Genomic DNA, 23,041 nt, shown 5'->3' with positions numbered 1-23,041 from the left:
GTGGCTTTTTGGTGGTTGATACTGATTTTGTCATGTGAGTCACCTCTTGCTTGAGAGTTTACTCACTTAGTCGCGTGTCCACTATTGCTGGGTAAGATCAAATTGCTTGATGCATGGACTCAATAACTTGGGGATTTTGTGACATATTTAAATAGTCATTACTGCACCAGACTACCACTTTTTTCTGGTCATCATCGCCGGTATAGGCTTCCGGATACGAACCCTTAATCCGGTTGATGGTTTGAAACGTGCGATACTGTCCGCTAGCCTTAAGATCAGAAATCCTTGATTCAATAAATTTACTGTATTTCAATGAGTTAATCATTTTCTTGCGGCCTACTTTAACGTTAAATGTAAAGTTATGTTTAAGAGGTCGACAATGATAACTAAGTTAATCTAATGATTAATTGCTTGTTTGTAACTTAATGTTGCGTTTTTGTTATAAGACGATGTGTTAGGCTTGGCAGGACTTATATATAACTAAAGCTTATTTAAAAAGGCTGTTTTGTGAACAATTTTATTAGAAAACTCACGGAGTTGATTAAAAAACATACTTCCCTGTAATAGGCGACTTCTCTTTTTAAGATAAACCTCATGCTTGAGGATAAGTATTAATGATGAACTACTTGAGCTGATACACACAGGACTTCAGGTGGTAGCCATGCCGCTCGGCGATAGCAGGCTGGCCGGTGTTTACAGGCGGTGATTGACGCTGCTGGCTGTTCAGTAAAGGCATTATTAGCTCGCCATTCGGGGATGCAATGGTATCTCCCGGTCTCCGTCTTTTAGACAGCTTATCGCTGAAGCGCAGGCGCTATTAAAGGAAGGCAGAATATCATCGACTCCTCTAACGTCTAATACCTGAGAGGTTATTGGTGCCATTAAGGTACATAATATAAACGAAGCCATAATCTGATGGCTGTCATTCTTTGCTCTGATTATAACCAAGATAGTGTTAAGTGAGTATCCAGTTCAAAACAGCGGAGCTGCATCTGGTCGGAATGTCCGCTTCGGCAAAAGCGGACATTCAGTCCGGTTGAGCCTCCCTACCTGAGGCGATTGAGTCTGGCGAGCAGTGCGCAGCCAGGCCTGAATGCCGCTGAGAGTGACACTGATGTCAAACATCTCAGCGCGCCCGGCGTAGCCGGTTACAGGCATATACAGCGCTGCCGAACTATACCTTCCTCTGAACGGCTTAAACTAACTCCCAGCAAAAAATGAGCTACGGTAAACCCTTTTAACTACGGTGAACGGGCTTTACGGCGCTTGCGACGTTAAGTCCTGGCGTCTGCAGCTTACTGCTAACGCCAGGGGAAATATATCTCCCAGCGACAGCCATAGCACTTAACACGTTAGCCGCTAACTTAAGTAAGCAACCGATACAAAACACATAATAAAAGTTAGTAGGTAAATACTTCTTAAAATCATTGGCTTATTAATAACTAATTGTTAGTTTCATTCAGATACAATGATTGCTATCTCTGCGCCTGCAACGGCAGCTTTTGCATTATCGATCGTTACCGACCTGCCGTAGCGGGCAGCCGCGTGCTGATTGATGTGGCAGGCCGCTGCGAATGGGCGCGTATCGGAAATAATCCACAACGAATCGTCACCGATTGCGGGCAAACGATTGAGGGTAATCAGCTACAGGAAGCGATCATACTGGGGGTAGTAATCCGCGAGGTGGTGCCCACCTACCCATTTAATCGCTCTGACATAAGCTTAATTGGCAACGATTAGGAAAATTCGTAAATCTCTGTTGCTGAATAAAAGAAATGTGGTATTTTTATTCATACAAAGGGATATGAAGAGGATATTCAGAGGGAACATGAACAATTCTTATGTTATCAATAATGCTATAAAGTTTAGCCCGGCTGATAATAAGCTATTTTTTTTAAACGGTACAGCTGATGCCATTACTCTTAACCACCCGGCCAGCCTGTGTTTTCTTGAATTAATAAGAAAACAGGGTGAGATAATCACTCAGCAGGATTTTATGAATGAGATATGGCATAAAAATGGAAAATATGTAACAGCCAATACTTACTATCAAAATATTTGCCTGCTACGTAAATGTTTAAAAAAAACCGGGCTGGACGAGAACACTATTGTCACGGTGCCCCGTAAAGGACTGATGCTGCCACGATCCGTTGAAATCAAAATCCTGCCCGTAGCTTCAGCAGACCCGCTTAATCATATGGAAGGCAGGCTGGCGGCCTGCAGCCAGCCTGAACCTACCGTCGGAACCGCCCCGACTGAAGTCGCTTCGCCGGGCATTAAGCCCGCGGCAGAACAACCTTTCTCCGATTCGCCAGGAGTTAAGCCATGTGCATTGATACAAGGAACGCAGAGAAAAAAAGCAATGCTGAAGTTCCCCCATGCAGGCTGGAAACGATATAAAACATCTTTCTTATTCACGCTTTTATTCTTTTTTGATTTTATTATAACCATCAAAGTTTTCCCTTAAACACCTACCATAAATATTAATTAACAGTTCCGGATGGATTTTATCCATTCGGATCAAAAAGCACAAAACACCATAAGAAGAAGGAAAGCTTCACACTCTTTAATGCGTGGATGGGCGGCCATCTTTTCTGCTGTTGCATATAGCAGATAAGAAGGAAGATCGGCGAACGCCGTTCTGAAAAAAATCTCCTGTGAATAAGATATAATTCAACAGCCCTGCTGTAGACTTCACTATCTTGTTACTATAAGAATAGCGATAGGCCAGACCACTTCAGGCGCCTGCTTCACTTATTTTTATCATTAAATGGCGCGATGGATCTTAAACAGTGGACTGAGCAGCAATGACTTTGACAGGTGCAGGAGGCATCAGTGATAACTATGGGAAAAAATCTTATCGGTAAAAAAAATGGCGTGATCTTCATTATCAATGAAGAGATCACGTTTGATCCTGATAAATGCATTATAAGGAATATCATGCATAACCAGGAAATCAGGCTGAATATGCCTGCCAGCCGTTGTCTTACTCTGCTGTTAATGAATCCGAATTCCGTGATATCCAGGGAGCATTTCCTTGAAGAGGTTTGGCAAAAAAACGGCGTTGTCGTCTCACAAAACACTTATTACCAGAACATATCAATATTGCGCAAAACTTTAAAGCAGGCCGGATTAAGTGGTGAATTTATTGTTACCGTTCCTCATAAGGGGCTAACCTTATGCCAGAACATTACGATAACACACCAAAAAATCAGAGAAACGGATCCGGAGAATGATGTTATTAAAATGTCATACAATAAAATCCATAATATGAAAATAGCACCACAAGCGGAGAAAAAGGAGAGCTCCCGGAAGGCCCTTCCTTTTTTTAATCGAGGGGAAATCCGATTTTTTTTCACGGACGGAGATGAATGCAGGCACATCTTCTCGATGATCCTTATCGCTTTGATAATCTCTGTCATCATAACATTGATTAACAGTTATGCTGTAAATGCCAAAGGGATCACCCCCACCACGAAAGAGCAAAAAAGCGAATTACCTTTTTGTTTTGCAAAACAAAACACCGACTGTTCTGAAATTGTTTTAATGAACAGAAGGTTCTCTCTTTCACAAAATCACGCTGTGATTCACAAGTCCCCCAACCTTAGTCTGTTCAGATGAATCTCATCAACAACATAAATTCACAATGCTTCATATAGACTACTTCCAAATCTTACGATTATATTATCGGCGCTGCATCAGCTTGCAGGCAACAGATAATTCCCGTTGCTTTTAGCATATCGGCTATAGATTACCGGGAATGGCTTATTTAAATTGCATTATCAGGATTATTATTAACAAGGAATAGCACTATGAAAATTTATAACGCGCTGTCAGCGCTGGCTTTATTAACCATTTTCTCTACCACTTCCGCAGCTGCCGCAGACGGGACAATTAACTTTAAAGGCAGCATTATCGATACTGCCTGTACTGTTGACCTCGACGGTGCTGGCGCGACAACCATGGATGTTATCATGGGAAATGTTCATAAAACCGCGTTTAGCGGCGTAGGATCAACGGCGGGCGGCAGTGCCAGCACCACTAAATTTAGTCTTACCCTGAAGGACTGTCCGGCAACCGCAGCAACCGCAAAAATAAAGTTTGATGGTATCGCCTATGCTGGTGATAACACTGTACTGGCTTTGACTGATGAAGCAGGTGTTGCAACAGGCGTAGGTATTCAGCTCTCCGACAGCAATGGCGTTCTGCCTTTATATACCGAGTCAGCTTCCTATCCGCTGACTTCTGGTACCACCTCCAATACTCTGGACTTCTATGCTCGCTATATCCAGAAAGCGGCTACCGTCACTGCTGGCCCGGCTAACTCCGTAGCGACTTTTACCGTTAATTATTAATTTGCTGAACGTTAACACCATCCGTTACGGATGGTGTTTTTCATCGCTCCCAGGAGGATAAAACATGCGACATTTCCATATTTTCCTGTTTTTTATCGGGATGTTAAGTATCTCAGGCGCCAATGCTGGCGTCATTATTGGGGGTAGCCGGCTGATTTACGAAGGAAACAAAAAAGAAAAAGCGATCGGTATAGAAAATCCGGATACCTCTCCTTATTTAATCCAGTCATGGATCGAAGATGAACAGGGGAATACCATTAAAGATACGCCCCCTTTTATTGTCACGCCGCCTTTATTCAGAATGGATGGCGGTCAAAAGAACCTGCTGCGTATTATTCGGGGAGCACGTGCATTGCCTCAGGATAAAGAGTCTCTCTATTGGCTCAATATCAAGTCTATTCCCTCATCATCAGAAGAGAACAGAAACACGCTGCAAATAGCCGTGCGCGCCCGACTCAAACTGATTTACAGGCCAGATGCCCTGTCGGGAGAAACAGCGGAAAAGCATACTGATGAGCTGGTCTGGAAAACAGAAGGAACAACCTTAACCGTTACTAACCCTTCTGATTACTATATGAATTTTATGTTTATAAAAATTAATAATAACAGTATTACCGAAGGTGGACTGGTCGCGCCACGCTCATCCGCAACCTTTAAACTTCCGGCCAGCAATGTTGCTGGCAGCATCAGCTGGAAGTTAATAAATGATTATGGCGGTATCGGCGAGCTACACCATGCTTCACTTTAATTTTAAAGGATGAATCACGAAAGTTTTTTTAACTTTTGCAACTTTCGACCCACCTGTACTTACGCAATGGAATGTGATTATGTATGGAACCTCATCTGCCAGATGTAAGAAAAAAATTAGCCGTTGCCTTTGGCCACTGATGCTGCCAGCCCTGCTGGCTGGTCTGATTGAAAAGCAGGCTAATGCGAGGGAGATGTTCAACCCCATTTTTCTCCAAACCAGCAGCGGAAGTACGGAGATAACCGATCTGTCGGTATTCGAGAATCCGCAGTCTCAGGCGCCGGGCGATTATGTAGTCGATATTTTTATTAACGATAGCTTTGTCGAAACTAAAAAAATCACCTTTTTTAACCACGAGCTGTCAGCAAGCGAGAAGGTTCTACAGCCCTGTTTAAGCCTGCAACTGCTGGCTTCCTACGGCGTGCGCACCACGGCCTTTCCGGATTTAAAAGAGAACGCGGCGGGATGCGTTGCGGTTACCGCGATACCGCAGGCCTCTGTCACCTTCAATTTTAATACTCAGCGACTGATGTTAAGTATTCCGCAAGCAGCACTGCGCACCAGCGTCAGAGGATTTATTTCGCCAGAGCAGTATGATGAAGGGCTGACGGCGCTTTTCCTGAACTACCGATTTTCTGCGGCTAATAATTATGCCCGTGACATTCATGCTCACGACAGCGACAGCCAGTACCTTAATCTGCGCCCCGGATTGAACATGGGAGCATGGCGGCTACGCAATTACACCGCCTGGAGCCGCAGCAGCACCTCAAAAGATAAAGGCAAATGGGATGCCGTCTATACCTATCTGCAACGTAATATTATTCCGCTGAAAGCGCAGCTTACCGTAGGCGAAAGCACCTCGCCTGCCGATATCTTCGAAAGCGTGCCTTTTCTTGGCGCGCAGCTGGTTACAGATGATGAAATGCTACCGGAGAGCCTGCGCGGTTACGCTCCGGTAGTACGAGGAACGGCCCGGACAAATGCTCAGGTTATTATTCGCCAGAACGGCTATATCATTTATCAAAGCTATGTTGCGCCGGGCGCTTTTGAGATCGCCGACCTGTACGCTACCGGCGGCAGCGGTGATTTATACGTTACCATCAAAGAAGCCGATGGCAGTGAGCAGAATCTGGTTGTGCCTTATGCTTCCCTGCCGGTACTGGCGCGTGAAGGCTATCTTAAATACAGCTTCACCACAGGTAACTATCGTCCTTACGACAGCGCCGTTGACGAAAGATATTTCAGCCAGGCGACGGTTATCTACGGCCTGCCCTGGAATATTACGCTGTTTGGCGGCTTACAGGCTGCCGCAAACTACCAGTCGCTCGCCTTCGGCATCGGTAAAAATTTTGGCGGCCTGGGCGCGTTCTCTGCCGACGTGATTAATGCCTGGTCAACGGTAAAAGACCAGGGCAAAACCGACGGCCAGTCCGTACGACTCCGCTACAGTAAAAACTTTTATGAAACGGGGACTAACTTTGCCATTGCCGGTTACCGCTATTCGACCCGTGATTACTATTCTCTGCCCGAGCTGATGGATACCTGGCGTTCAGGCTACAGCTCATTGTACCGGGAACAGGCGCGTAACCGCACGGAGCTGACGCTGAACCAGCATCTGGGCCAGTCCGCAGGCGCCCTGAGCCTCAGCCTGTTACGGGAAGACTACTGGCGTACCAACCGCCGGATGGAGTCGGTTTCTACCAGCTACAACAACAGTTATAACGGCATCAGCTATGGCGTAAGCTACAGCTTTAACCGTAATTCGTCTGACTTCTCCGGCAATCGCACTGACGCCAAAGATCGGATCTTTTCCTTCAACGTTTCCATGCCGCTGAGTCGCTGGCTGCCCAACAGCTGGGCGAACTATACGGTGACCAGCAGCAAACCGGGAAGCGTCAGCCACAGCGCTGGCCTGAGCGGTACGGCGCTGGAAAACAACAACCTTGCCTGGAACCTGCGCCAGGGATATGCCAGCCAGGGGACGGGCAGCAGTGGCAATCTTGACGCCGATTATCGCGGTACTTACGGTGAGGTCACCGCCGGTTATGGCTATGACCAGACGATGAAAAGAGTGAGCTATGGTGCCGAGGGCGGCGTGATTATCCATAGTAAAGGCGTTACTTTGAGCCAGCCCTTTGGCAATACGGCAGCGTTAGTGGAGGCGGAAGGCGCCAGCGGCGTACAGTTAATTAACCAGACCGGCGTTAAAACGGATTTCCGTGGTTATACCGTTGTACCGAACGTTGCTCCTTATCGTCGCTCAGATATTGCGCTTGATACCACCACGCTGCCTGAAGATGTCGATCTGGCGTTAAGCACTCAAAGTGTAGTGCCCACACGAGGTGCGATTGTTCATGCCCGTTTTTCCGCCCGGGTAGGCGGCAGAGGGATCATGACGCTGACGCATAACGGCCAGCCGGTTCCTTTTGGCGCAATGGTGGTGGAGGCTAATGAACAGAATAAGCAGGGATATATTGTCGGAGAAGCCGGTCAGGTTTATCTCAATGGGCTTAAACCTTCAGGGACTTTGCTGGTGCAATGGGGTAAAAGCGAGAGCAAAAAATGTCGGATTAACTACACGCTTCCGGAAAACAAACCAGAAAATGGCATTCGACTGCTGAACGGTATTTGCCGGTAGTTATAACTATTGAAAATTAACCTGTTATCTGGAGTAACGACAAGATGTCTGTGTTTAATCCGCCAGTCATAATAAAATATTTACCGTTAATATTAATGCTGCCTTTTTATAGCCATGCAGCGAGCTGCGTTTTAGGAGGCAAGCCCAAGGCGACAACAGGTGCTCTTACGCTTGCGGTTGATCCTAATGTGACAATAGGGGAGCAACTTGGGATCCGATTCAGTAAAGGCTTTTATGGGCAAACGCTCGTTGTCGGATGTACGGGTACCAGCCCTTATCGCTCAGCGTCACTTCTCACGGCAAGTACTACGGTCGACGGCGCTTATGAAACGGGTATTCCTGGGGTGGGCGTTATGATTGGCGACCTGTATAAACCGGGACAAAACATTCCCTATATGACGTCATTATCTCAAAATTTGCTGACCCCCTGGATAAATAAAAGCGAGGTTAAACTTACCTTTGTCAAAACAGGCCCTATTACTCCCGGGACCACGGGTAGTAAAGTTTACAGTAATTATTATCTTAATTCGGAATCCTTCGCCACGCTGACCGTAAATAGCCTGACCATTATCCAGAAAAGCTGTCTGGCGGATACCAGCTCAAAAAATCAGACGGTCAATCTGGGCAGTCCGACCCGTAGCGAATTTAATGGCGTTGGCAGTACGGCAACCTCTTCAGAGCGAAACTTTTCCGTTATATTGCAATGTGAATCAGATAATATCCCTGTTCAGGTTACTTTTGAACCCGTAGGCAGTTCTGACGGAGAGGGTATGCTAACTATCAATGATGAAAATGATGCGGCGTCAGGCGTTGCAGTTGAGGTAATGGATAAAAACAGAACGCCCCTTAGTTTTACCACGGCCACAACTTACCATAGTGCCGCAGAGCAGAGGATAGAAATCCCCCTGATTGCTCACTATAAACAAACCGGCGAAATTGCCCCTGGCGCGGCAAATGCCGCAATGACGTTCACCATCACTCAGAACTGATTCAGCCTGTGATGAAATGGTTCAGATGTAGGAATTCACAAAATACAGAAGGGATTCAGAAAAATAATTACTCGTTGGGGAATTGAGAAAGCCAGACGATATTAAATTAAGAAAAAAACCCCATTCATTCAGAAAAAATCAAAGTTAATTCAGTTTTGTTTTTAACAGCATGACGATAGGATTAGTGTGCCCGACAATAATCGGGTCATTAAAAAAGGATGCCTTACCTGAATAAGGCTATTTAAAAAAAAAGGAATGCATACAATGAAAGAACTTTCAGTGATTGAAATGAACGAAGTTTCTGGGGCATACGGCTGGGACTTCAGCAACTTTGGTAGTTTCGCCCTGAGCGCTATTTCTAATATCGGTGAACTTGCCGTTTCTTCTGTGGTTGGTGGTGCCGTTGGCGCTTTATCATTTGCTTATGTTGGCGGTCGTCACGGTGCTGAGGGCGGTGGCTTACTGGGCTTCGGGATTATTAGTCAAGGTGTAGGTATGGTGGCTGGTCTCGTTGTTGGTGGTGTTTCTACCGCCATTTACTGCGGCGCTACCGGCTGGGATACAACGCAAAATCTGGCTAAAGACCTTTATGGCTCTTTCGTGAACGGCACTATCGCTTAATTTTTATTCAAGAGCCACTCCGGTGGCTCTTTTTTTCTCTCTGGAAATTCCTATGGATAACAATAAAAATAAAAGCCTGTTCCGCAGCGACGCGTTGGATTATCAGCGCCAGAAGTGGACAGGAAAGGCGCTGCTTATTTCTAAGATACCAGCATCTGTTATTACAGGATTTTGCCTGCTTTTTCTTATCGTAGTTATACTGGCTATGATCTTCTTTGATTACAGCAGACGTATTGATGTTGATGGTGAAGTGATTACCCTTCCTCATGCTATCAATATTAATTCACCACAGCAGGGTTATATCACCACCACCTTTGTTAAGGTTGGCGATCGCGTTAAAAAAGGCGATCCGCTGTATGAACTGGACGTTGCCCGTATTACCTCTTCAGGAAACGTCAGCAGCGCCGCCGTCGAATCCATTAAAATTCAGACGGCTAATCTTCATGCAATGATTGCTAAATTAGAAAGTAATAAAGCGTCTACGCTGGAAAACCTGCAGTCGCAGATAGACAGCTATGCAAAGGCCCATAAAGAAACCGAGAAGATGGTTAACAGCGCCCGCGAAGGCGTAAAGAAAATGAACGAAAGCCTGAATAATTATGAAAAATATTTAAAAAAAGGGTTAATTACTCAGGACCAGCTTAATTATCAGCGCGCGCAGTCGCTTTCCCAGCAGAGCGCTTATCAGGCGCTGAACAGTCAGAGTATTCAGGAAAAAATACAGCTTTCGCAATTACGCAGCGATAAATTTACGCGTGCCGCAGATTTTGACAACCAGATTATTCAAAATAAATCCCAGCTGAGCGATCTGGAGCGACAGCTGGCCGAATATAAAGCAAATAACAGTATCATTATCAGTGCAAAACTGGACGGTATTATCGAATCGCTTAGCGTAACGCCGGGCCAAATGGTAGAGACCGGCGCCAGCCTGGCGCAGATTAAGCCGGTGGATAACGTGCACTATTTTTTATTGCTCTGGCTTCCGGATAACAGCCTGCCCTATGTCAAAGTGCAGGACGGCATTAATATCCGCTACAACGCTTTCCCTGCTGATAAGTTTGGGCAATTCCCAGGAAAAATCATCTCGATTTCCTCTGTCCCTGCCTCGCTGCAGGAGATGAGCACCTATAGCAGCGGTGCCCGCCAGGAGAAAGGCTCTTATTACAAAGTTCTGGTTGCCATTAACGATACAGAATTCAGTGATAAGGGAAAAAAACTGCAAATATCTGGCGGCCTTCAGGCCAGGGTCATCGTCTTCCTTGAGAAAAAGCCGTTATATCAGTGGGCGATTGCGCCTATAAATAAAATAAAAAATAGCGTGAGTGGAGTTGTCAATGACAGGTAAGTCGCTTTTTGAAAAAATTAACAGCAAAATAAATTTTTCACTGCGCCGTAAAGTTCCGAAAATTTTGCAGTCGGAGTCCTCAGAGTGCGGGCTGGCTTGCCTGGCGATGGTCTCTTCTTACTACGGTCTGAACGTCGATTTATTTAACCTTCGTCAGAAGTTCGGCGTATCAACCAAAGGCGCGACCTTAAATCTTGTGGCCGGCATAGCCTCGCAGCTTCAGCTGAAAACCCGCGCGCTTTCGCTGGATATCAATGAGGTCGGTAAGCTGAGAACGCCCTGCATTTTGCACTGGGATATGAACCATTTTGTTGTCCTGGTAAAAGTGCGCCACAACTCATTTGTGATCCACGATCCGGCCTTCGGGCGGCGGGTGGTGGGTATGAAGGATATGTCCAACCACTTTACCGGCGTGGCGCTGGAGCTGTGGCCGGATAAGGAATTCCACAAAGAGACGGTAAAAACCCGGCTGCGCCTGCTGGATCTGATGAAAAACATCAATGGTCTGCCCGGCGCGCTGTTAAAAATATTCGCGCTGTCAGTCGTCATTGAGTCGATTAATCTGCTCCTGCCGGTAGGAACTCAGCTGGTGACTGACCATGTTATTCAGGCGCATGATTACGATCTGCTAACCGTGATCTGTCTCGGCCTGATTATCTTTACCCTGTTTAAAGCCTTTGTCAGCGTAATACGGGCATGGACCTCGATCGCGCTGGGCACGTTGACGGATGTACAGTGGAAGACCACGCTGTTCGATCATCTGATGAAGCTGCCTTTATCCTTTTTCGAAAAGAGACATCTTGGCGATATTCAGTCCCGTTTTTCCTCGCTGGACGCCATCAGAACAACATTTACCAACAGCATCGTTACCGGGATTATCGATACCATTATGACTATCGGGCTTTTTGCGATGATGATGGTTTACGGCGGCTGGCTGGTCTGGGTCGTGATGGGCTTTACCCTTTGTTATGCACTGATGCGTCTGGTTACCTATCGCCTGTATCGCCAGCTGTCAGAAGAACAGATTGTCAAAGGCGCCAAATCCAGCTCCCACTTTATGGAAACGCTTTACGGTATTTCCACCGTAAAATCCCTTGGTATCGATAATATTCGCTCCAGCCACTGGCTTAATCTGAATATCGACGCCACCAATACCGGCATTAAAATTACCCGGTTTAATATGATGTTTGGCGGCATCAATACCCTGGTCAGCACGCTGGATCAGGTGGCCATACTCTGGCTGGGGGCTTCCATGGTGATTGATAATAATATGACCCTGGGGATGTTTATGGCTTTTAACTCCTACCGGGGACAATTTTCCCAGCGCGCTGGCAGCCTGATCGATCTGGCGCTGAGTCTGCGAATGCTCTCGCTTCATAATGAAAGGATTTCCGACCTTATTTTCACCGAGGCAGAAGAAACCGTCGCGCCACGGGCTATTTTCAGGCCCGGAGAAGGTATTGCGCTTAACGTCAAACAAGTCAGCTATCAATATGATGCGTTATCAAAACCGATTTTTACCGATCTGAATATTGCTGTTCAGCCCGGGGAAAGCGTTGCTATCGTCGGCCCTTCCGGCGTCGGGAAAACGACCTTGCTTAAAGTCATGAGCGGTCTCCTTATGCCCACCAGCGGCGAAATTCTGGCTGGAGGCCTGGATATTCATAAAATTGGGTTGAATAACTTTCGGCAAAGCATTGCCTGCGTGCTGCAGGATGACCGGCTTTTTTCAGGATCTATCGCGGACAATATCTGCGGTTTTTCCCCGGATGCTAACCGGGAGCTGATTATGGCGTGTGCGGTTTACAGCAATATTCACCACGAAATAATGAGTATGCCGATGGGCTATGAAACCCTGATTGGCGAGTTAGGCGCAGGCATTTCCGGCGGTCAAAAACAGCGGCTGTTTATTGCCCGGGCGCTTTACCGGCGTCCCAGCATCCTGTTTATGGATGAAGCAACCAGCCATCTTGATATCGAGAATGAAAAGGCCATTAACAACGCCATCTCCTCGCTTAAAATCACCCGCATTATCGTGGCCCACCGCCCTTCCACCATCGCCTCTGCCGATCGCGTAATTGAGCTATAGCGGCCCGATTTAAAGCCCGCTGAAAAGCGGGCTTCAGAGCAGCCGATACGGAATTACTTCGCGTAGGCTTCGGTGGTGATGGTCAGCTTCACGTCGTCACTGACGGCCGGCACATATTTATCCAGCTTAAAGTCGGAGCGTTTAAAGGTGGTGGTGGCATCAAAGCCAACCGCTTCCTTCTTCACCATCGGGTGCATGCCCTGCTTGTTCAGCACCGCATGCAGCACGACAGGTTTGGTGATGCCCTTGATGGTCAGGTCGCCGTGTACATCCAGGGTATTTTTACCGGTGCTGACCACTTTTGTGCTTTTAAAGGTCGCATTCGGGTATTTGGTCACGTCGAAATATTCCGGGCCTTTAAACTCTTCGGTCAGCTTGTCTACGTGCGTATCAATGCTGTTGACCGGAATAGTCACGTCCACTTTAGAATCGCTGACTTTAGCGGCATCAAAATCAATATTGCCGGTAACATCAGACAGATCGGCCGTTGGATGGGAAAAACCGAAGTGGGTCCACGAAACAACAACGGAGGTATGCCCGCTGTCCATTGCGTAATTAACGGGCGCGGCGGCAGAAAATTGTGACCAGAGCGCGGAGCTGATTAATAACGGTAAAGCGACTTTCTTGATTAACGTCATGCCGGTTGTCCTTATTTTCACCAGGAATGTTTAAGGATAGTGCAGCATTAACGGTTTGCCCGATAGTGAAGATATTTGACTGGCTTTGTCAAAAAGATTAGCCAACAGCAAAGGATCCTGGCGATCGAGCGGGACGACCGGGGATCCCTTTTGCAAGATTAGCCGGACGCAGCAATGCTTTAACAGCTATCACCGCGTCCCGTGCGAAAAGCGCGGCTTTAAGCTTTGGCCACAAACGCTTTTACCACATCCTGCCACGGCGTGGTCGCCCGACCGATCAGGCGGCTTAAAGTATGGCTGTCATCATACAGCGCGCCTTTGGCCGCATTGGCATCCGAATCCGCCAGCATCTCTGCCAGCCCGTCAGGCAAACCGGCCGCTTTTAACGCGGCGGCAAAGTCGTCCTGAGGCAAATTTTGATAACGTACGGCTTTACCGCTGGCCTGGGCGATTTCCGCTGCGAACTGCGTAAGCGTATAGGCCTCGTCGCCCGCCAGCTCGTAAACTTTATCAACAGGCACGTCGCTGGTCAGTACAGCAGCCGCCGCTTCAGCATAATCCTGACGGGTAGCAGAAGCGATTTTACCCTCGTCGGCCGCACCAATAAACACGCCGTGCGTCAGCGCTGGCGCAATGCTGGCGGCATAGTTTTCGCTGTACCAGCCGTTGCGAAGAATAACGTAAGGCACGCCGGATGCAATCAGCGCCTGCTCGGTTGCCCGGTGTTCATCGGCCAGCCCCATCGGCGAGCTGTCGGCATGAAGCAGGCTGGTATAGGCCAGCAGCTTAACGCCTGCCGCTTTGGCCGCCTCGATGGCCGCTTTATGCTGCGCCTCACGCTGGCCGACCTCGCTGGAGGAAATCAGCAGCACTTTATCCACGCCGCGAAAAGCGTCGGCCAGCGTCTGCGGTTGGTTATAATCGCCCTGGCGTACCTGAACGCCCAGCGCGGCGAGGTCGGCCGCTTTCGCCGGCGAACGCACCACGGCGACCAGCTCTTCGGCAGACGTTCTTTTCAGTAAAGCATCAATCACCAGGCGGCCAAGCTGGCCGGTTGCTCCGGTTACTGCAATCATAATGTTCTCCTTAGCGGTGATAAAAGCGCATCCGGCTTAGCCCCGGAAGCGTTGTGTTCAATCAGCCTATGCCATACACTAACCAAAAGTAAGTACTTACAGGTTTGTTAGTATGGAAAAAAATAGTTCCTCAATCGTTTCGCTTCGCGACAGGCTGCAACGCGGCGAATTATTGAACCGCGACTGTCCGTCGCGCGAAGTATTAAAACGCCTGACCGGCCGCTGGAGTTTGCTGGTGCTGATTGCGCTGGAGAACGACACGCTGCGCTTTGGCGAACTGCGGCGCAAAATAGGCGGCGTCAGTGAAAGAATGCTGGCGCAAACGCTGCGTTTTATGGAGGAAGACGGCTTTGTGGAGCGTATCGCTTATGAAGTGATCCCGCCGCACGTTGAATACAAACTTACCGTGTTGGGTCATGAAGCGCGCGACCGCATTACGGGCCTGGCCGACTGGATCGAGGATAATCTGCATCAGATTATTGATAACCGCCGCCAGTTTTCAGCAGAGGAATAAATCTGTATTCGGCGGCGGCCAACGCCATGCCGCTGGTTTGTTCCTTTTGCCTTCCCGGCAAAACGGTTGATAAAGTTCACCTTACCCAGTGATGGCATATTATTTTCGCCGACCCTAAATAAAAAAGGCCTTCATAATGAAGGCCTTTAATAATTAAGCGCGCCATTTATCGCTTCGGCGCCGCCTCCGGATACATCGCCAGCAGGCGACGCGTAACGCCGTTTGTCCAGCCGAATCCATCCTGCAACGGATATTCGCCGCCGCCCGCTAATACCGGCGCGCGGCCGGCAACGTTATATTTCTCCACCATCTTATGGTGACGATGATAGGTAGCGCCCGTTACCTGAAGCCAGCGTGCGGCTATTTCTTTCGCCAACAGCTCTTCACCGTAGTTATTAAAACCCTTGATCGCCATCCACTGCATCGGCGCCCAGCCGTTGGGTTTGTCCCACTGCTCACCGGTTTCTTCTACCGTAGTCAGCACGCCACCCGGCGCCAGCAGATGCGAGCGTACCGCCGCAGCGGTGGCAGCCGCCTGCTCCAGGCTGGCCATTCCTACGTAAAGCGGCGTCACGCCAGCCGCCGAGAAAGCGCCTTTTTCGCGCTCCCGCCAGTTGTAGTCGCGGTACAGCTCGGCCTGTGCGTCCCATAACCAGGCATCGACCGCTTCACGGCGGCGCACGGCTTTTTGCTGAAACAGTTCTGCGGTCGCACGATCGTTTTTACGGGCAGACAGGCGAGCGATCGTGGTTTCCAGCTTGTAGAGAAACGCGTTTAAATCGATCGGCACAATGCTGGTGGTCTGGATGCTTTCCAGCCGTCCTGCTTCGCTCAGCCAGCGGGAGGAAAAGTCCCAGCCGGAAGCCGCACCCGCCCGCAGATCGCGATAAACCTCGCTGGAAGGACGCGCCGAGTTTCTGGCGGTTTCCACGTCTTCAATCCAGGATTCGTCGCGCGGCGTATCGCGATCGTCCCAGTAGCGATTCAGTACCGATCCGTCCGGCATCATCACCACATGACGCCATGCTTCGCCGGGCGTCAGCGACTCCGTGCCGTCCATCCAGAAGTCATATTCACGCTTCAGCTGACGAAGATAACGCTGCGCCTGGCTAACGCCATCTTTTTCAAACAGTTCGACCATCAGCGCAAACACTGGCGGCTGCGAGCGGCTCAAATAATAGGTGCGGTTGCCGTTTGGAATATGGCCATATGTGTCGATCATCCACGCAAAGTTATCCGCCATCTGGCGCAGCAGATCGGTCTGTCCGCCAGCCGCGAAGCCCAGCATGCTGAAGTACGAATCCCAATAGTAGGTTTCGCCAAAGCGGCCGCCCGGCACGACATAAGGTTCCGGCAACGGCAGCAGCGAAGAAAATTCAGAATGCTTTTCCGGCTTGCGCGTCAGTACCGGCCACAACGAGTCAATATGCTCGCCCATGCTTTTTGCCGGATCGGCCACGTAGCGGCTGTCGTTAATTTTCGGCAGGTCGAAATTCTCCAGCACAAAGGCCAGCAGGTTAAAATCCTCTCGCTCGCGCTGAATAAAGTAGCGGTAGAGGATCATCTCCGGTTCGATTTTCGGCGCGCAGTCTGCAAAGGTTTTGCTGTCGGCAAAGATCCTTGCGCTCTGCACGGCTTCAAAGAGTTCCTGGTAGCGATCGGAAGGCGTCAGAATATCCGGCGCGGGCAGTCCCTGAATGGGTTCAGGCTGCGGTTCGGCCAGCATATCCAGCGCTTCATAATCGTGATAATAAGCTTCGTAATCTGCCAGGTTATTGTCAATGGTCAGGTCGTTATGATTAAAAGCGATAAAAACCTCCTGATGTCGATGATTGACAATGTGGTGTACGGTTAATTATGTATAAGGTTAAGTATAGTACTCGTGTCTCATAGTGCAAATAAGCGCGAATATGACAGAAGTTAAGATAATATTTCAAAAAATAAACAAACAAAGAATAATCGCTATTTCCCCCCTTGATTAAAGGAATAGCAAGAGGTGAAACCCCTCTTACATTTTCTGGAAAAAATGAAATAAAGCAGCCGCCCTCTCTTTAGTAGGTTCAGGCCCACCTTGCCCCATCTGTCGGGCTTCGGCCTATAGCTTCTTTCTGCTTGCCCGCAGTCGGTACAAAACAGCTTCAATCGAAAATTAAAGCGATGCTTTTTCATTCTTTGAAAAATTATTTAAATTTCTCATTTACATTAAATTTAAACGGCCGAATACTAATGCGGGTCAAATGCTGTTATGTCGATGGCAGCGATAAGTTTATCTGATAGCAAACCAGCCCTTTCAAATACGATTAAGGAAATCTCGTGGCACCGGTAGTAAATAAATCCGCAGCGTTGCACTCGGAAAGTCTTACAGATGAAGACGACAGTTTAGTTTCTCCCGTTAATTCTCCTGATATAAATAAAACCTATATTATTCGCGGCACGCGCAGATTTATGCACGCCACGCTGGCGCTGTTCTGCGCCGGCCTGTCCACCTTCGCCGTACTGTACTGCGTGCAGCCTGTGCTACCTGTTTTTTCGCAAAGCTTTCATCTGACGCCTGCGCAAAGCAGCCTGTCGCTGTCGGTCACCACCGTCATGATGGCGCTGGGGCTGCTGGTGACCGGGCCGCTGTCGGACGCCATCGGCCGTAAATCGGTGATGTCCGTTTCGCTGCTGCTGGCCGCCTGCTTTACGCTGATCTGCGCCACCATGAGCAGCTGGGAAGGCGTGCTGGCGATGCGCGCGTTGACCGGGCTGGCGCTAAGCGGCGTCGCGGCGGTGGCAATGACCTGGCTGAGTGAGGAGCTGCACCCGGTTTTCCTCTCTTTCTCTATGGGGCTTTATATCAGCGGTAATTCGATTGGCGGCCTGGTTGGGCGGCTCTCTACCGGCATGCTGGCCGATCACTTTTCCTGGAACGTTTCGCTGTTCGTGGTCGGCCTGTTCGCGCTGACGGCCGCCGGGCTGTTTTTCCGCCTGTTGCCCCCTTCGCAGCACTTCCGCGCCACTTCGCTGCGGCCGCACCAGCTGCTGGTCAACTTTATGTTCCAGTGGCGGGATATGGGATTACCGATGCTGTTCCTGGTCGGCTTTATTCTGATGGGCAGCTTCGTGACGCTGTTTAACTATGTCAGCTTTCGCTTTCTGGCCGCGCCTTTTTCCCTCAGCCAGACGGTGGTCGGTCTGCTCTCCGTCGTCTATCTGACCGGCACTTACAGCTCGCCGAAGGCGGGCGTGATGACCGCTCGCTACGGGCGCGGCGTGGTGCTGATGGCTTCGCTGCTGTTGATGCTGGCCGGCCTGATCGCTACCCAGTTCACCACGCTGTTGCTGGTGCTGCCAGGCCTGATGCTGTTCGCCGCCGGTTTTTTCGCCGCGCATTCGGTCGCCAGCAGCTGGGTCGGTCACCGCGCCCGTCGCGCCAGAGGCCAGGCTTCTTCGCTCTACCTTTTCTTTTATTACCTGGGATCGAGCGTGGCGGGGACGCTGGGCGGCGTGTTCTGGCACGGCTACGGCTGGGCTGGCGTCTCCGCATTTATCGCCGTGATGCTGCTGGGCGGGCTATGGCTGGCTAACAAACTGCGCCAAATTCCCGTGCTGGTGAAAAAAGTCCGTTAGTTTTACGGGGCGGCTCGCATTCTCCGCCCCGAACCGCTTCTGCTTAATTTACTTCCCCCTGCGCAGCCATTAAGCTACGGCCACCCGAAAGGTTCCTGTCGCTCATTGTTCAAGGAATAGTGTTATGTCGCTCCACCTCTGGCTTGCCTATGCCGGTATTATTGCCGTTCTTATCGCCGTTCCCGGCCCTTCTGCGTTGGTCAGCATGACGCACGGGCTGCGCTACGGCCGACGCCGCGCGCTGGCGACGGTGATCGGCGGCGTGATGGCGGCCATGACGCTGATGACCGCATCGGCGCTGGGGCTGGGCGCGATCCTGGCGGCCTCCACTACCGCCTTTACCGTGCTGAAAGTGGTCGGCGCCGCCTATCTGATCTGGCTGGGCATCAGCGCCTGGCGCAACAGCGCGCCGGCAGAAAGCATCGTTATCAGCGGCCAGCCGCAGGCGATGCCCGGCCTGCTTAAACTGTTTCGTAAAGGCTATATGGTCGGCATCAGCAATCCCAAAGACCTGCTGTTTTTCGCCGCGCTGTTTCCTAACTTTGTGGAAGCCAGCCAGCCGCACGCTGTCCAGTTCGCCACGCTGGCCGTCACCTGGGCCGTCACGGACTGCGGCCTGATGTTCGCTTACGCCTGCGCCGGTCGCCGCCTTTCTGGCGTATTTGCCAACCCGTCGCGCCTGCGCCTGCTTAATCGTGCCGTCGGCAGCCTGTTTGTCTTTGCGGGCAGCGCGCTGGCAATCTCCGCCCGCTAATGAGCGACGTCGAAAACCTGCACGCGATGGTGATTTTTGCCCGCGTGGTAGAAACGCTGAGCTATACCGAAGCGGCAAAACAGCTGGGGATATCCAAGTCGGCGGTCAGCAAAGAGATCGCCGCGCTGGAAATACGCCTGGGCGCAAAGCTGCTGCTGCGCACCACGCGCAAGATCGCCGTAACCGAGGTCGGTATGACCTGGTATCACTACTGCGCGCGCATTCTCAGCGAGGTAAAAAGCGCCGAGCTTTTTATTCGCCGCTTCCACGAGGAGCCGACCGGCAGCCTGCGCGTCGTCGCGCCGGTTACCTTCGGCTGCCAGTGCATCGTGCCGGTGCTGAACCAGTTCGTGGCGGGCAATTTGCACGTCAGCGTAGATCTCGACCTTACCGACAGGCCGGTGAATCTGGTGGACGATAATCTCGATCTGGCTATCGTCATCCGCCGCGACAGGCCGGAACATCCGCACTGCCTGCCGCTGATGGATATCAGCTGGGGGCTTTACGCCGCGCCAGCCTACCTTGAGCGTTTTAGCGCTATCCAACGGCCGGAAGATCTGACGCGCCACGACTTTATCCTGTTTCGTGGCCCGGCCCATACTATCTCGCTGCCCTTTCGCAAAGAGAAGCAGAAGCGGGATATCGAGGTGCGCAGCCGGTTTCGCGCCAATAACAGTACCGCGCTGGTTAATTCAGCGGTGGCGCAAACGGGGATAGCCTATCTGCCGGATTACGTCGCCCTACAGGCGGTGGAGGAAGGAAAACTCTGTCGGGTACTGCCGGAATGGGAAATGGATCTTTATAAATCCTGGATCCTGACCAAAGAGAACGGCCTGATTGCGCCGCGCGTCAGGCTGTTTATCGCCGCGCTGCAGAAAGCGCTGAGGTAAGGCGGAACCGAAGCTCCGCCCTGCATAATCAGTAGTAGTTGCCGTGGCGGTAATCCCAGGTGGTAAAGGTGTCTGACAGCATCGACATGATTTTATCCACGTCCAGTCCTTTACGGATCAGCACCGGACAAGGCGTAATGTTGCGCTCACCCTTCTGCTCCGGCACCAGCTTGCCGTTTTCATCCACCATCGCCACCATCACGCCCTGCTCGTAGCGGGTTTTCTCCGATTCGTTAGGCTGGATAGACTTCACATAGTCGTTGGCTTCGATAATCAGATCCGCCTGGGATTCGATACGCTCGCCGATGCCTTCGACCAGGCCACGGTTGCCTTTGCCTGATGGGTTAGCCGAGCTGGCGAAGGAGAATTTACCGTGGTTTTCCCACAGCTCTTTCGCCAGTTTCTCGCCGGGCACGCCGAATTTAATCACGAAGCAGCTGGTCTGACGGCGATCCATCATCAGATCTTTTGAACCGTCTTCCGGGATACGCGCCACCGCCTCTTCTTTCCACGGCAGGATGCAGCCCAGCAGCACGTCTTTGTCCCAGTGCTGCTGATACAGCGATTCAATTTCCGGGTTCAGCTGCGCCAGCTCTTTCAGCTGCTCCAGCGAGCCACACAGCACCACGCCCGGCTTATTGCGGTTGCGCTGCTTGGCGTCGAACTTGCGCTCCAGGCCTTTCGCATCGGAAGTCATGATGATGTAGCCCACTTTGGTCGGGCAGACGATCATGCCGCCGTCGGCAGACAGGATATTTACCGCTTCCGGCTGCAAGCCGCCGTTCCAGTGAATGGTTTTATTGCTCATGATTGCCCCTGCCAGTATAAGAGTCATGTGGGGGTCAGCGCCTTTTTGGCCTGCCCGGATAACTTCATCCTAACGCAGGCGGCTTTTTTCGCAACAGTCAGGCGCCTCTTTCGGCTATTGTTTCCACCAGGAAACAATTGTTGCAGAATGAGGCCGGATAGCGCCGCCAGACCTGCGGAACAAAGAAAGTTGAACCCTTCGCGGATTTTCGCCACTCACCTTTTTTAGCCTGAGCGAGCACCCTATGCAGATTGCCTTTTTCGCCGAGCAAGATCGGCTTGCCTTAAGCAGTTGGTTTACGTCGCAGGCCGACGTTACGCAGTGGGCCGGGCCGGGCGTCGCCTGGCCGCTGGAAGAGTCGTTTCTCGCCACGCTGCTGGATTCCGCCAGCCAGCAGCCTGCCAGCCTGCTTACTTTTGCCGGAAAACAGGCGGGCGAACTGGCTGCCGTGGCGCAGACAGGCTTTGACTGGAACAACCATCTGGCCTGCCTCTGTCGCGTGGTGGTCAATCCAGCGATGCGGGGACAAAATCTGGCGGAGCACATGCTGCGCCAACTGATTGCGACGGCTTTTCAGCAGGAAGGCATCGAGCGTATTGAGCTACGCGTCTACACCTTTAATCAGGCGGCGATACGTACCTACGAGAAGCTGGGTTTTGTGCGGGAAGGCGTACAGCGGCAGGGCGTGGCGGTAGGAGAAGCGCGCTGGGACTGCGCGCTCTATGGCATGCTGCGTCAGGAATATGTGCAGCCTGAAGCAGCGCGCCGCGCGTAATGGCCGTCACGCGCGGCGCCTGTAGCATCAGGCCGGGATAAGTTTTTCCGCCTTCAGCCTGTCAAACAGCGCGAAAAACGCATCGCGCGTGGGCTGATAACCGGTAAAGCCCGCCTTGCGGCTTTTGCTGACGTCGGTAAAGACCTCCATCGGGCGGCCCAGATCGGCGTCGGTATGCCACCAGGAAACCAGCCGGTTGATATCCGCTTCCTTGAGGTCGAACTGCTGCGCGATGGCTTTCCACTGCTCTGCCGCCGCATCCATCCGCCCTTCCAGCGGCTGCATCTCGTCCGGGTAAGGCGCGGCTTCCACGCCAAAATAGTCGGCGATCTGGCCCCACATCCATTTCCAGCGGAACACGTCGCCGTTGACCACGTTGTAATCTTCATTCTGCGCCGACGGCGTGGTCGCGGCCCATTCCAGCTGCTGCGCCAGCACGCTTGCGCTGGTCATATCGGTCACGCCTTCCCACTGCGCTTTCGAGCCGGGGAAGATAAACGGCTGGCCGGTCTGCTTGCAGAGGCTGGCATAAACGGCCAGCGTCTGGCCCATGTTCATCGCGTTGCCCAGCGCAAAGCCGATAATGGTATGCGGACGGTGCACGCTCCAGGTGAAGCCATACTTCTTCGCGCCCGCAAAGACTTCATCTTCCTGCGCGTAATAGAAGTTATCGACAGGCTGGCGGCCCTGCTCTTCGCGGAACGGCGTCATTGGCACCGCGCCTTTGCCATAGGCGTCAAACGGCCCCAGATAGTGTTTAAGGCCGGTGACCAGCGCCACGTGGCCGCCTTTCAGGCCGTCGCCCAGCGCGTCGATCACGTTACGCACCATCGCGCCGTTTACGCGGATATTCTCTTTTTCATTGGCCTGACGCGACCAGACGCTGAAGAAGACCTTATCAACCTTCAGGTCAGCCAGCGCTTTCTTAACGGATTCAGCATCGGTAAGGTCGGCGGTCAATGCCGTGCAGCCCGCCGGCACCGCCGTGCGGCCGCGTGAAAGGCCATAAACTTCCCAACCGTGGCCGGTCAGCTGCTCTGCCAGTGCGGTACCGATAACGCCGCTGACGCCGACAATAAGTGCGCGTTGTTGCATAAATTTTCCTCCTGATTGCTAATTCATTAAGCTTAATAGAGAATTAAAATCCTATTAGAGGTATAAATTCATATTATTTGAGAATATGAGTCAT

Annotated in this window: 19 protein-coding genes; 14 read left to right on the top strand and 5 right to left on the bottom strand. The window is 51.0% G+C overall.

Features of this window, described 5'->3' with window-relative positions; translation table 11 throughout:
- Nucleotides 1-1,828 precede the first annotated feature (1,828 nt).
- The 9 genes from QCD69_RS11935 to QCD69_RS11895 all read left to right on the top strand — a co-directional run bounded on the left by QCD69_RS11935 (nt 1,829) and on the right by QCD69_RS11895 (nt 12,785).
- On the top strand, nt 1,829-2,467 hold the full coding sequence (locus QCD69_RS11935; RefSeq protein ID WP_301252159.1) for a transcriptional regulator: 639 nt from the start codon (nt 1,829-1,831) through the stop codon (nt 2,465-2,467).
- Nucleotides 2,468-2,844: 377 nt separating this feature from the next.
- Nucleotides 2,845-3,621 (top strand): transcriptional regulator, encoded by a 777-nt coding sequence (locus QCD69_RS11930; RefSeq protein WP_301252165.1) that lies wholly within the window; start codon nt 2,845-2,847, stop codon nt 3,619-3,621.
- Nucleotides 3,622-3,812: 191 nt separating this feature from the next.
- Nucleotides 3,813-4,355, top strand: a complete 543-nt coding sequence (locus QCD69_RS11925) for a fimbrial protein (RefSeq protein WP_301252157.1) — start codon at nt 3,813-3,815, stop codon at nt 4,353-4,355.
- Between the two features lie 64 nt (nt 4,356-4,419).
- Nucleotides 4,420-5,103 (top strand): fimbrial biogenesis chaperone, encoded by a 684-nt coding sequence (locus tag QCD69_RS11920; protein ID WP_301252155.1) that lies wholly within the window; start codon nt 4,420-4,422, stop codon nt 5,101-5,103.
- A 193-nt stretch (nt 5,104-5,296) separates the two neighbouring features.
- Nucleotides 5,297-7,741 (top strand): fimbria/pilus outer membrane usher protein, encoded by a 2,445-nt coding sequence (locus tag QCD69_RS11915; protein WP_301252152.1) that lies wholly within the window; start codon nt 5,297-5,299, stop codon nt 7,739-7,741.
- Nucleotides 7,742-7,785: 44 nt separating this feature from the next.
- Nucleotides 7,786-8,730, top strand: a complete 945-nt coding sequence (locus QCD69_RS11910; protein ID WP_301252151.1) for a fimbrial protein — start codon at nt 7,786-7,788, stop codon at nt 8,728-8,730.
- A 264-nt stretch (nt 8,731-8,994) separates the two neighbouring features.
- Complete coding sequence (locus QCD69_RS11905) at nt 8,995-9,351, top strand: hypothetical protein (RefSeq protein ID WP_301252150.1); 357 nt, start codon at nt 8,995-8,997, stop codon at nt 9,349-9,351.
- 52 nt (nt 9,352-9,403) lie between these two features.
- The gene (locus QCD69_RS11900) at nt 9,404-10,696 is read left to right on the top strand and encodes an HlyD family secretion protein (protein ID WP_301252149.1); all 1,293 of its coding nucleotides are present in this window, start codon (nt 9,404-9,406) and stop codon (nt 10,694-10,696) included.
- Complete coding sequence (locus QCD69_RS11895; RefSeq protein ID WP_253456004.1) at nt 10,686-12,785, top strand: peptidase domain-containing ABC transporter; 2,100 nt, start codon at nt 10,686-10,688, stop codon at nt 12,783-12,785. The genes QCD69_RS11900 and QCD69_RS11895 overlap by 11 nt, the downstream gene beginning before the upstream one ends.
- 53 nt (nt 12,786-12,838) lie before the next feature.
- Here QCD69_RS11895 and QCD69_RS11890 read toward each other — a convergent pair whose 3' ends face one another.
- On the bottom strand, nt 12,839-13,423 hold the full coding sequence (locus QCD69_RS11890) for a YceI family protein (protein ID WP_253456007.1): 585 nt from the start codon (nt 13,421-13,423) through the stop codon (nt 12,839-12,841).
- A 218-nt stretch (nt 13,424-13,641) separates the two neighbouring features.
- Nucleotides 13,642-14,499, bottom strand: coding sequence for an SDR family oxidoreductase (locus tag QCD69_RS11885; RefSeq protein ID WP_301252148.1), 858 nt, complete (start codon nt 14,497-14,499; stop codon nt 13,642-13,644).
- Between the two features lie 112 nt (nt 14,500-14,611).
- Here QCD69_RS11885 and QCD69_RS11880 point away from each other — a divergent pair, with 112 nt between their 5' ends.
- Nucleotides 14,612-15,013 (top strand): winged helix-turn-helix transcriptional regulator, encoded by a 402-nt coding sequence (locus QCD69_RS11880; RefSeq protein WP_301252146.1) that lies wholly within the window; start codon nt 14,612-14,614, stop codon nt 15,011-15,013.
- Nucleotides 15,014-15,179: 166 nt separating this feature from the next.
- Here the strand turns inward: QCD69_RS11880 and treF are convergent, their stop codons facing one another.
- Nucleotides 15,180-16,823 (bottom strand): alpha,alpha-trehalase TreF, encoded by a 1,644-nt coding sequence (gene treF, locus QCD69_RS11875; RefSeq protein ID WP_301252163.1) that lies wholly within the window; start codon nt 16,821-16,823, stop codon nt 15,180-15,182.
- A 503-nt stretch (nt 16,824-17,326) separates the two neighbouring features.
- On the opposite strand from treF, the gene QCD69_RS11870 reads away from it, so the two are divergent.
- The 3 genes from QCD69_RS11870 (at nt 17,327) to QCD69_RS11860 (ending at nt 20,269) form a co-directional block, all read left to right on the top strand.
- Nucleotides 17,327-18,625, top strand: a complete 1,299-nt coding sequence (locus QCD69_RS11870; protein ID WP_301252145.1) for an MFS transporter — start codon at nt 17,327-17,329, stop codon at nt 18,623-18,625.
- A 124-nt stretch (nt 18,626-18,749) separates the two neighbouring features.
- Nucleotides 18,750-19,379 carry a LysE family transporter gene (locus QCD69_RS11865; RefSeq protein WP_301252144.1) on the top strand — a complete coding sequence of 210 codons (630 nt, stop codon included), beginning with the start codon at nt 18,750-18,752 and terminating at the stop codon, nt 19,377-19,379.
- Entirely contained in the window at nt 19,379-20,269 is an 891-nt protein-coding gene (locus tag QCD69_RS11860) for a LysR family transcriptional regulator (RefSeq protein ID WP_301252142.1), read from the top strand. The genes QCD69_RS11865 and QCD69_RS11860 overlap by 1 nt, the downstream gene beginning before the upstream one ends.
- Before the next feature lie 28 nt (nt 20,270-20,297).
- On the opposite strand, the gene QCD69_RS11855 is transcribed toward QCD69_RS11860, so the two are convergent.
- Nucleotides 20,298-21,077, bottom strand: a complete 780-nt coding sequence (locus QCD69_RS11855) for an L-threonylcarbamoyladenylate synthase (RefSeq protein ID WP_125290242.1) — start codon at nt 21,075-21,077, stop codon at nt 20,298-20,300.
- 244 nt (nt 21,078-21,321) lie between these two features.
- Between QCD69_RS11855 and QCD69_RS11850 the strand changes: the two genes are divergently transcribed.
- A complete protein-coding gene (locus QCD69_RS11850; protein WP_253456023.1) occupies nt 21,322-21,852 on the top strand; it encodes a GNAT family N-acetyltransferase in 531 nt (176 codons plus the stop codon).
- A gap of 27 nt (nt 21,853-21,879) precedes the next feature.
- Here QCD69_RS11850 and QCD69_RS11845 read toward each other — a convergent pair whose 3' ends face one another.
- Nucleotides 21,880-22,947 carry an SDR family oxidoreductase gene (locus tag QCD69_RS11845; protein WP_301252140.1) on the bottom strand — a complete coding sequence of 356 codons (1,068 nt, stop codon included), beginning with the start codon at nt 22,945-22,947 and terminating at the stop codon, nt 21,880-21,882.
- Nucleotides 22,948-23,041: the final 94 nt, after the last annotated feature.

Origin of the sequence: Erwinia sp. PsM31, assembly GCF_030433775.1 — a bacterium.
GTDB classification, from domain to species: domain Bacteria; phylum Pseudomonadota; class Gammaproteobacteria; order Enterobacterales; family Enterobacteriaceae; genus Erwinia; species Erwinia aeris.
This window is presented reverse-complemented; position numbering and strand designations above follow the sequence as displayed.

Coding starts and splice junctions, on each gene's coding strand:
- QCD69_RS11935 (WP_301252159.1), top strand. CDS start 1,829: ATGAACAATTCTTATGTTATCAATAATGCTATAAAGTTTAGCCCGGCT.
- QCD69_RS11930 (WP_301252165.1), top strand. CDS start 2,845: ATGGGAAAAAATCTTATCGGTAAAAAAAATGGCGTGATCTTCATTATC.
- QCD69_RS11925 (WP_301252157.1), top strand. CDS start 3,813: ATGAAAATTTATAACGCGCTGTCAGCGCTGGCTTTATTAACCATTTTC.
- QCD69_RS11920 (WP_301252155.1), top strand. CDS start 4,420: ATGCGACATTTCCATATTTTCCTGTTTTTTATCGGGATGTTAAGTATC.
- QCD69_RS11915 (WP_301252152.1), top strand. CDS start 5,297: ATGTTCAACCCCATTTTTCTCCAAACCAGCAGCGGAAGTACGGAGATA.
- QCD69_RS11910 (WP_301252151.1), top strand. CDS start 7,786: ATGTCTGTGTTTAATCCGCCAGTCATAATAAAATATTTACCGTTAATA.
- QCD69_RS11905 (WP_301252150.1), top strand. CDS start 8,995: ATGAAAGAACTTTCAGTGATTGAAATGAACGAAGTTTCTGGGGCATAC.
- QCD69_RS11900 (WP_301252149.1), top strand. CDS start 9,404: ATGGATAACAATAAAAATAAAAGCCTGTTCCGCAGCGACGCGTTGGAT.
- QCD69_RS11895 (WP_253456004.1), top strand. CDS start 10,686: ATGACAGGTAAGTCGCTTTTTGAAAAAATTAACAGCAAAATAAATTTT.
- QCD69_RS11890 (WP_253456007.1), bottom strand. CDS start 13,423: ATGACGTTAATCAAGAAAGTCGCTTTACCGTTATTAATCAGCTCCGCG.
- QCD69_RS11885 (WP_301252148.1), bottom strand. CDS start 14,499: ATGATTGCAGTAACCGGAGCAACCGGCCAGCTTGGCCGCCTGGTGATT.
- QCD69_RS11880 (WP_301252146.1), top strand. CDS start 14,612: ATGGAAAAAAATAGTTCCTCAATCGTTTCGCTTCGCGACAGGCTGCAA.
- QCD69_RS11865 (WP_301252144.1), top strand. CDS start 18,750: ATGTCGCTCCACCTCTGGCTTGCCTATGCCGGTATTATTGCCGTTCTT.
- QCD69_RS11860 (WP_301252142.1), top strand. CDS start 19,379: ATGAGCGACGTCGAAAACCTGCACGCGATGGTGATTTTTGCCCGCGTG.
- QCD69_RS11855 (WP_125290242.1), bottom strand. CDS start 21,077: ATGAGCAATAAAACCATTCACTGGAACGGCGGCTTGCAGCCGGAAGCG.
- QCD69_RS11850 (WP_253456023.1), top strand. CDS start 21,322: ATGCAGATTGCCTTTTTCGCCGAGCAAGATCGGCTTGCCTTAAGCAGT.
- QCD69_RS11845 (WP_301252140.1), bottom strand. CDS start 22,947: ATGCAACAACGCGCACTTATTGTCGGCGTCAGCGGCGTTATCGGTACC.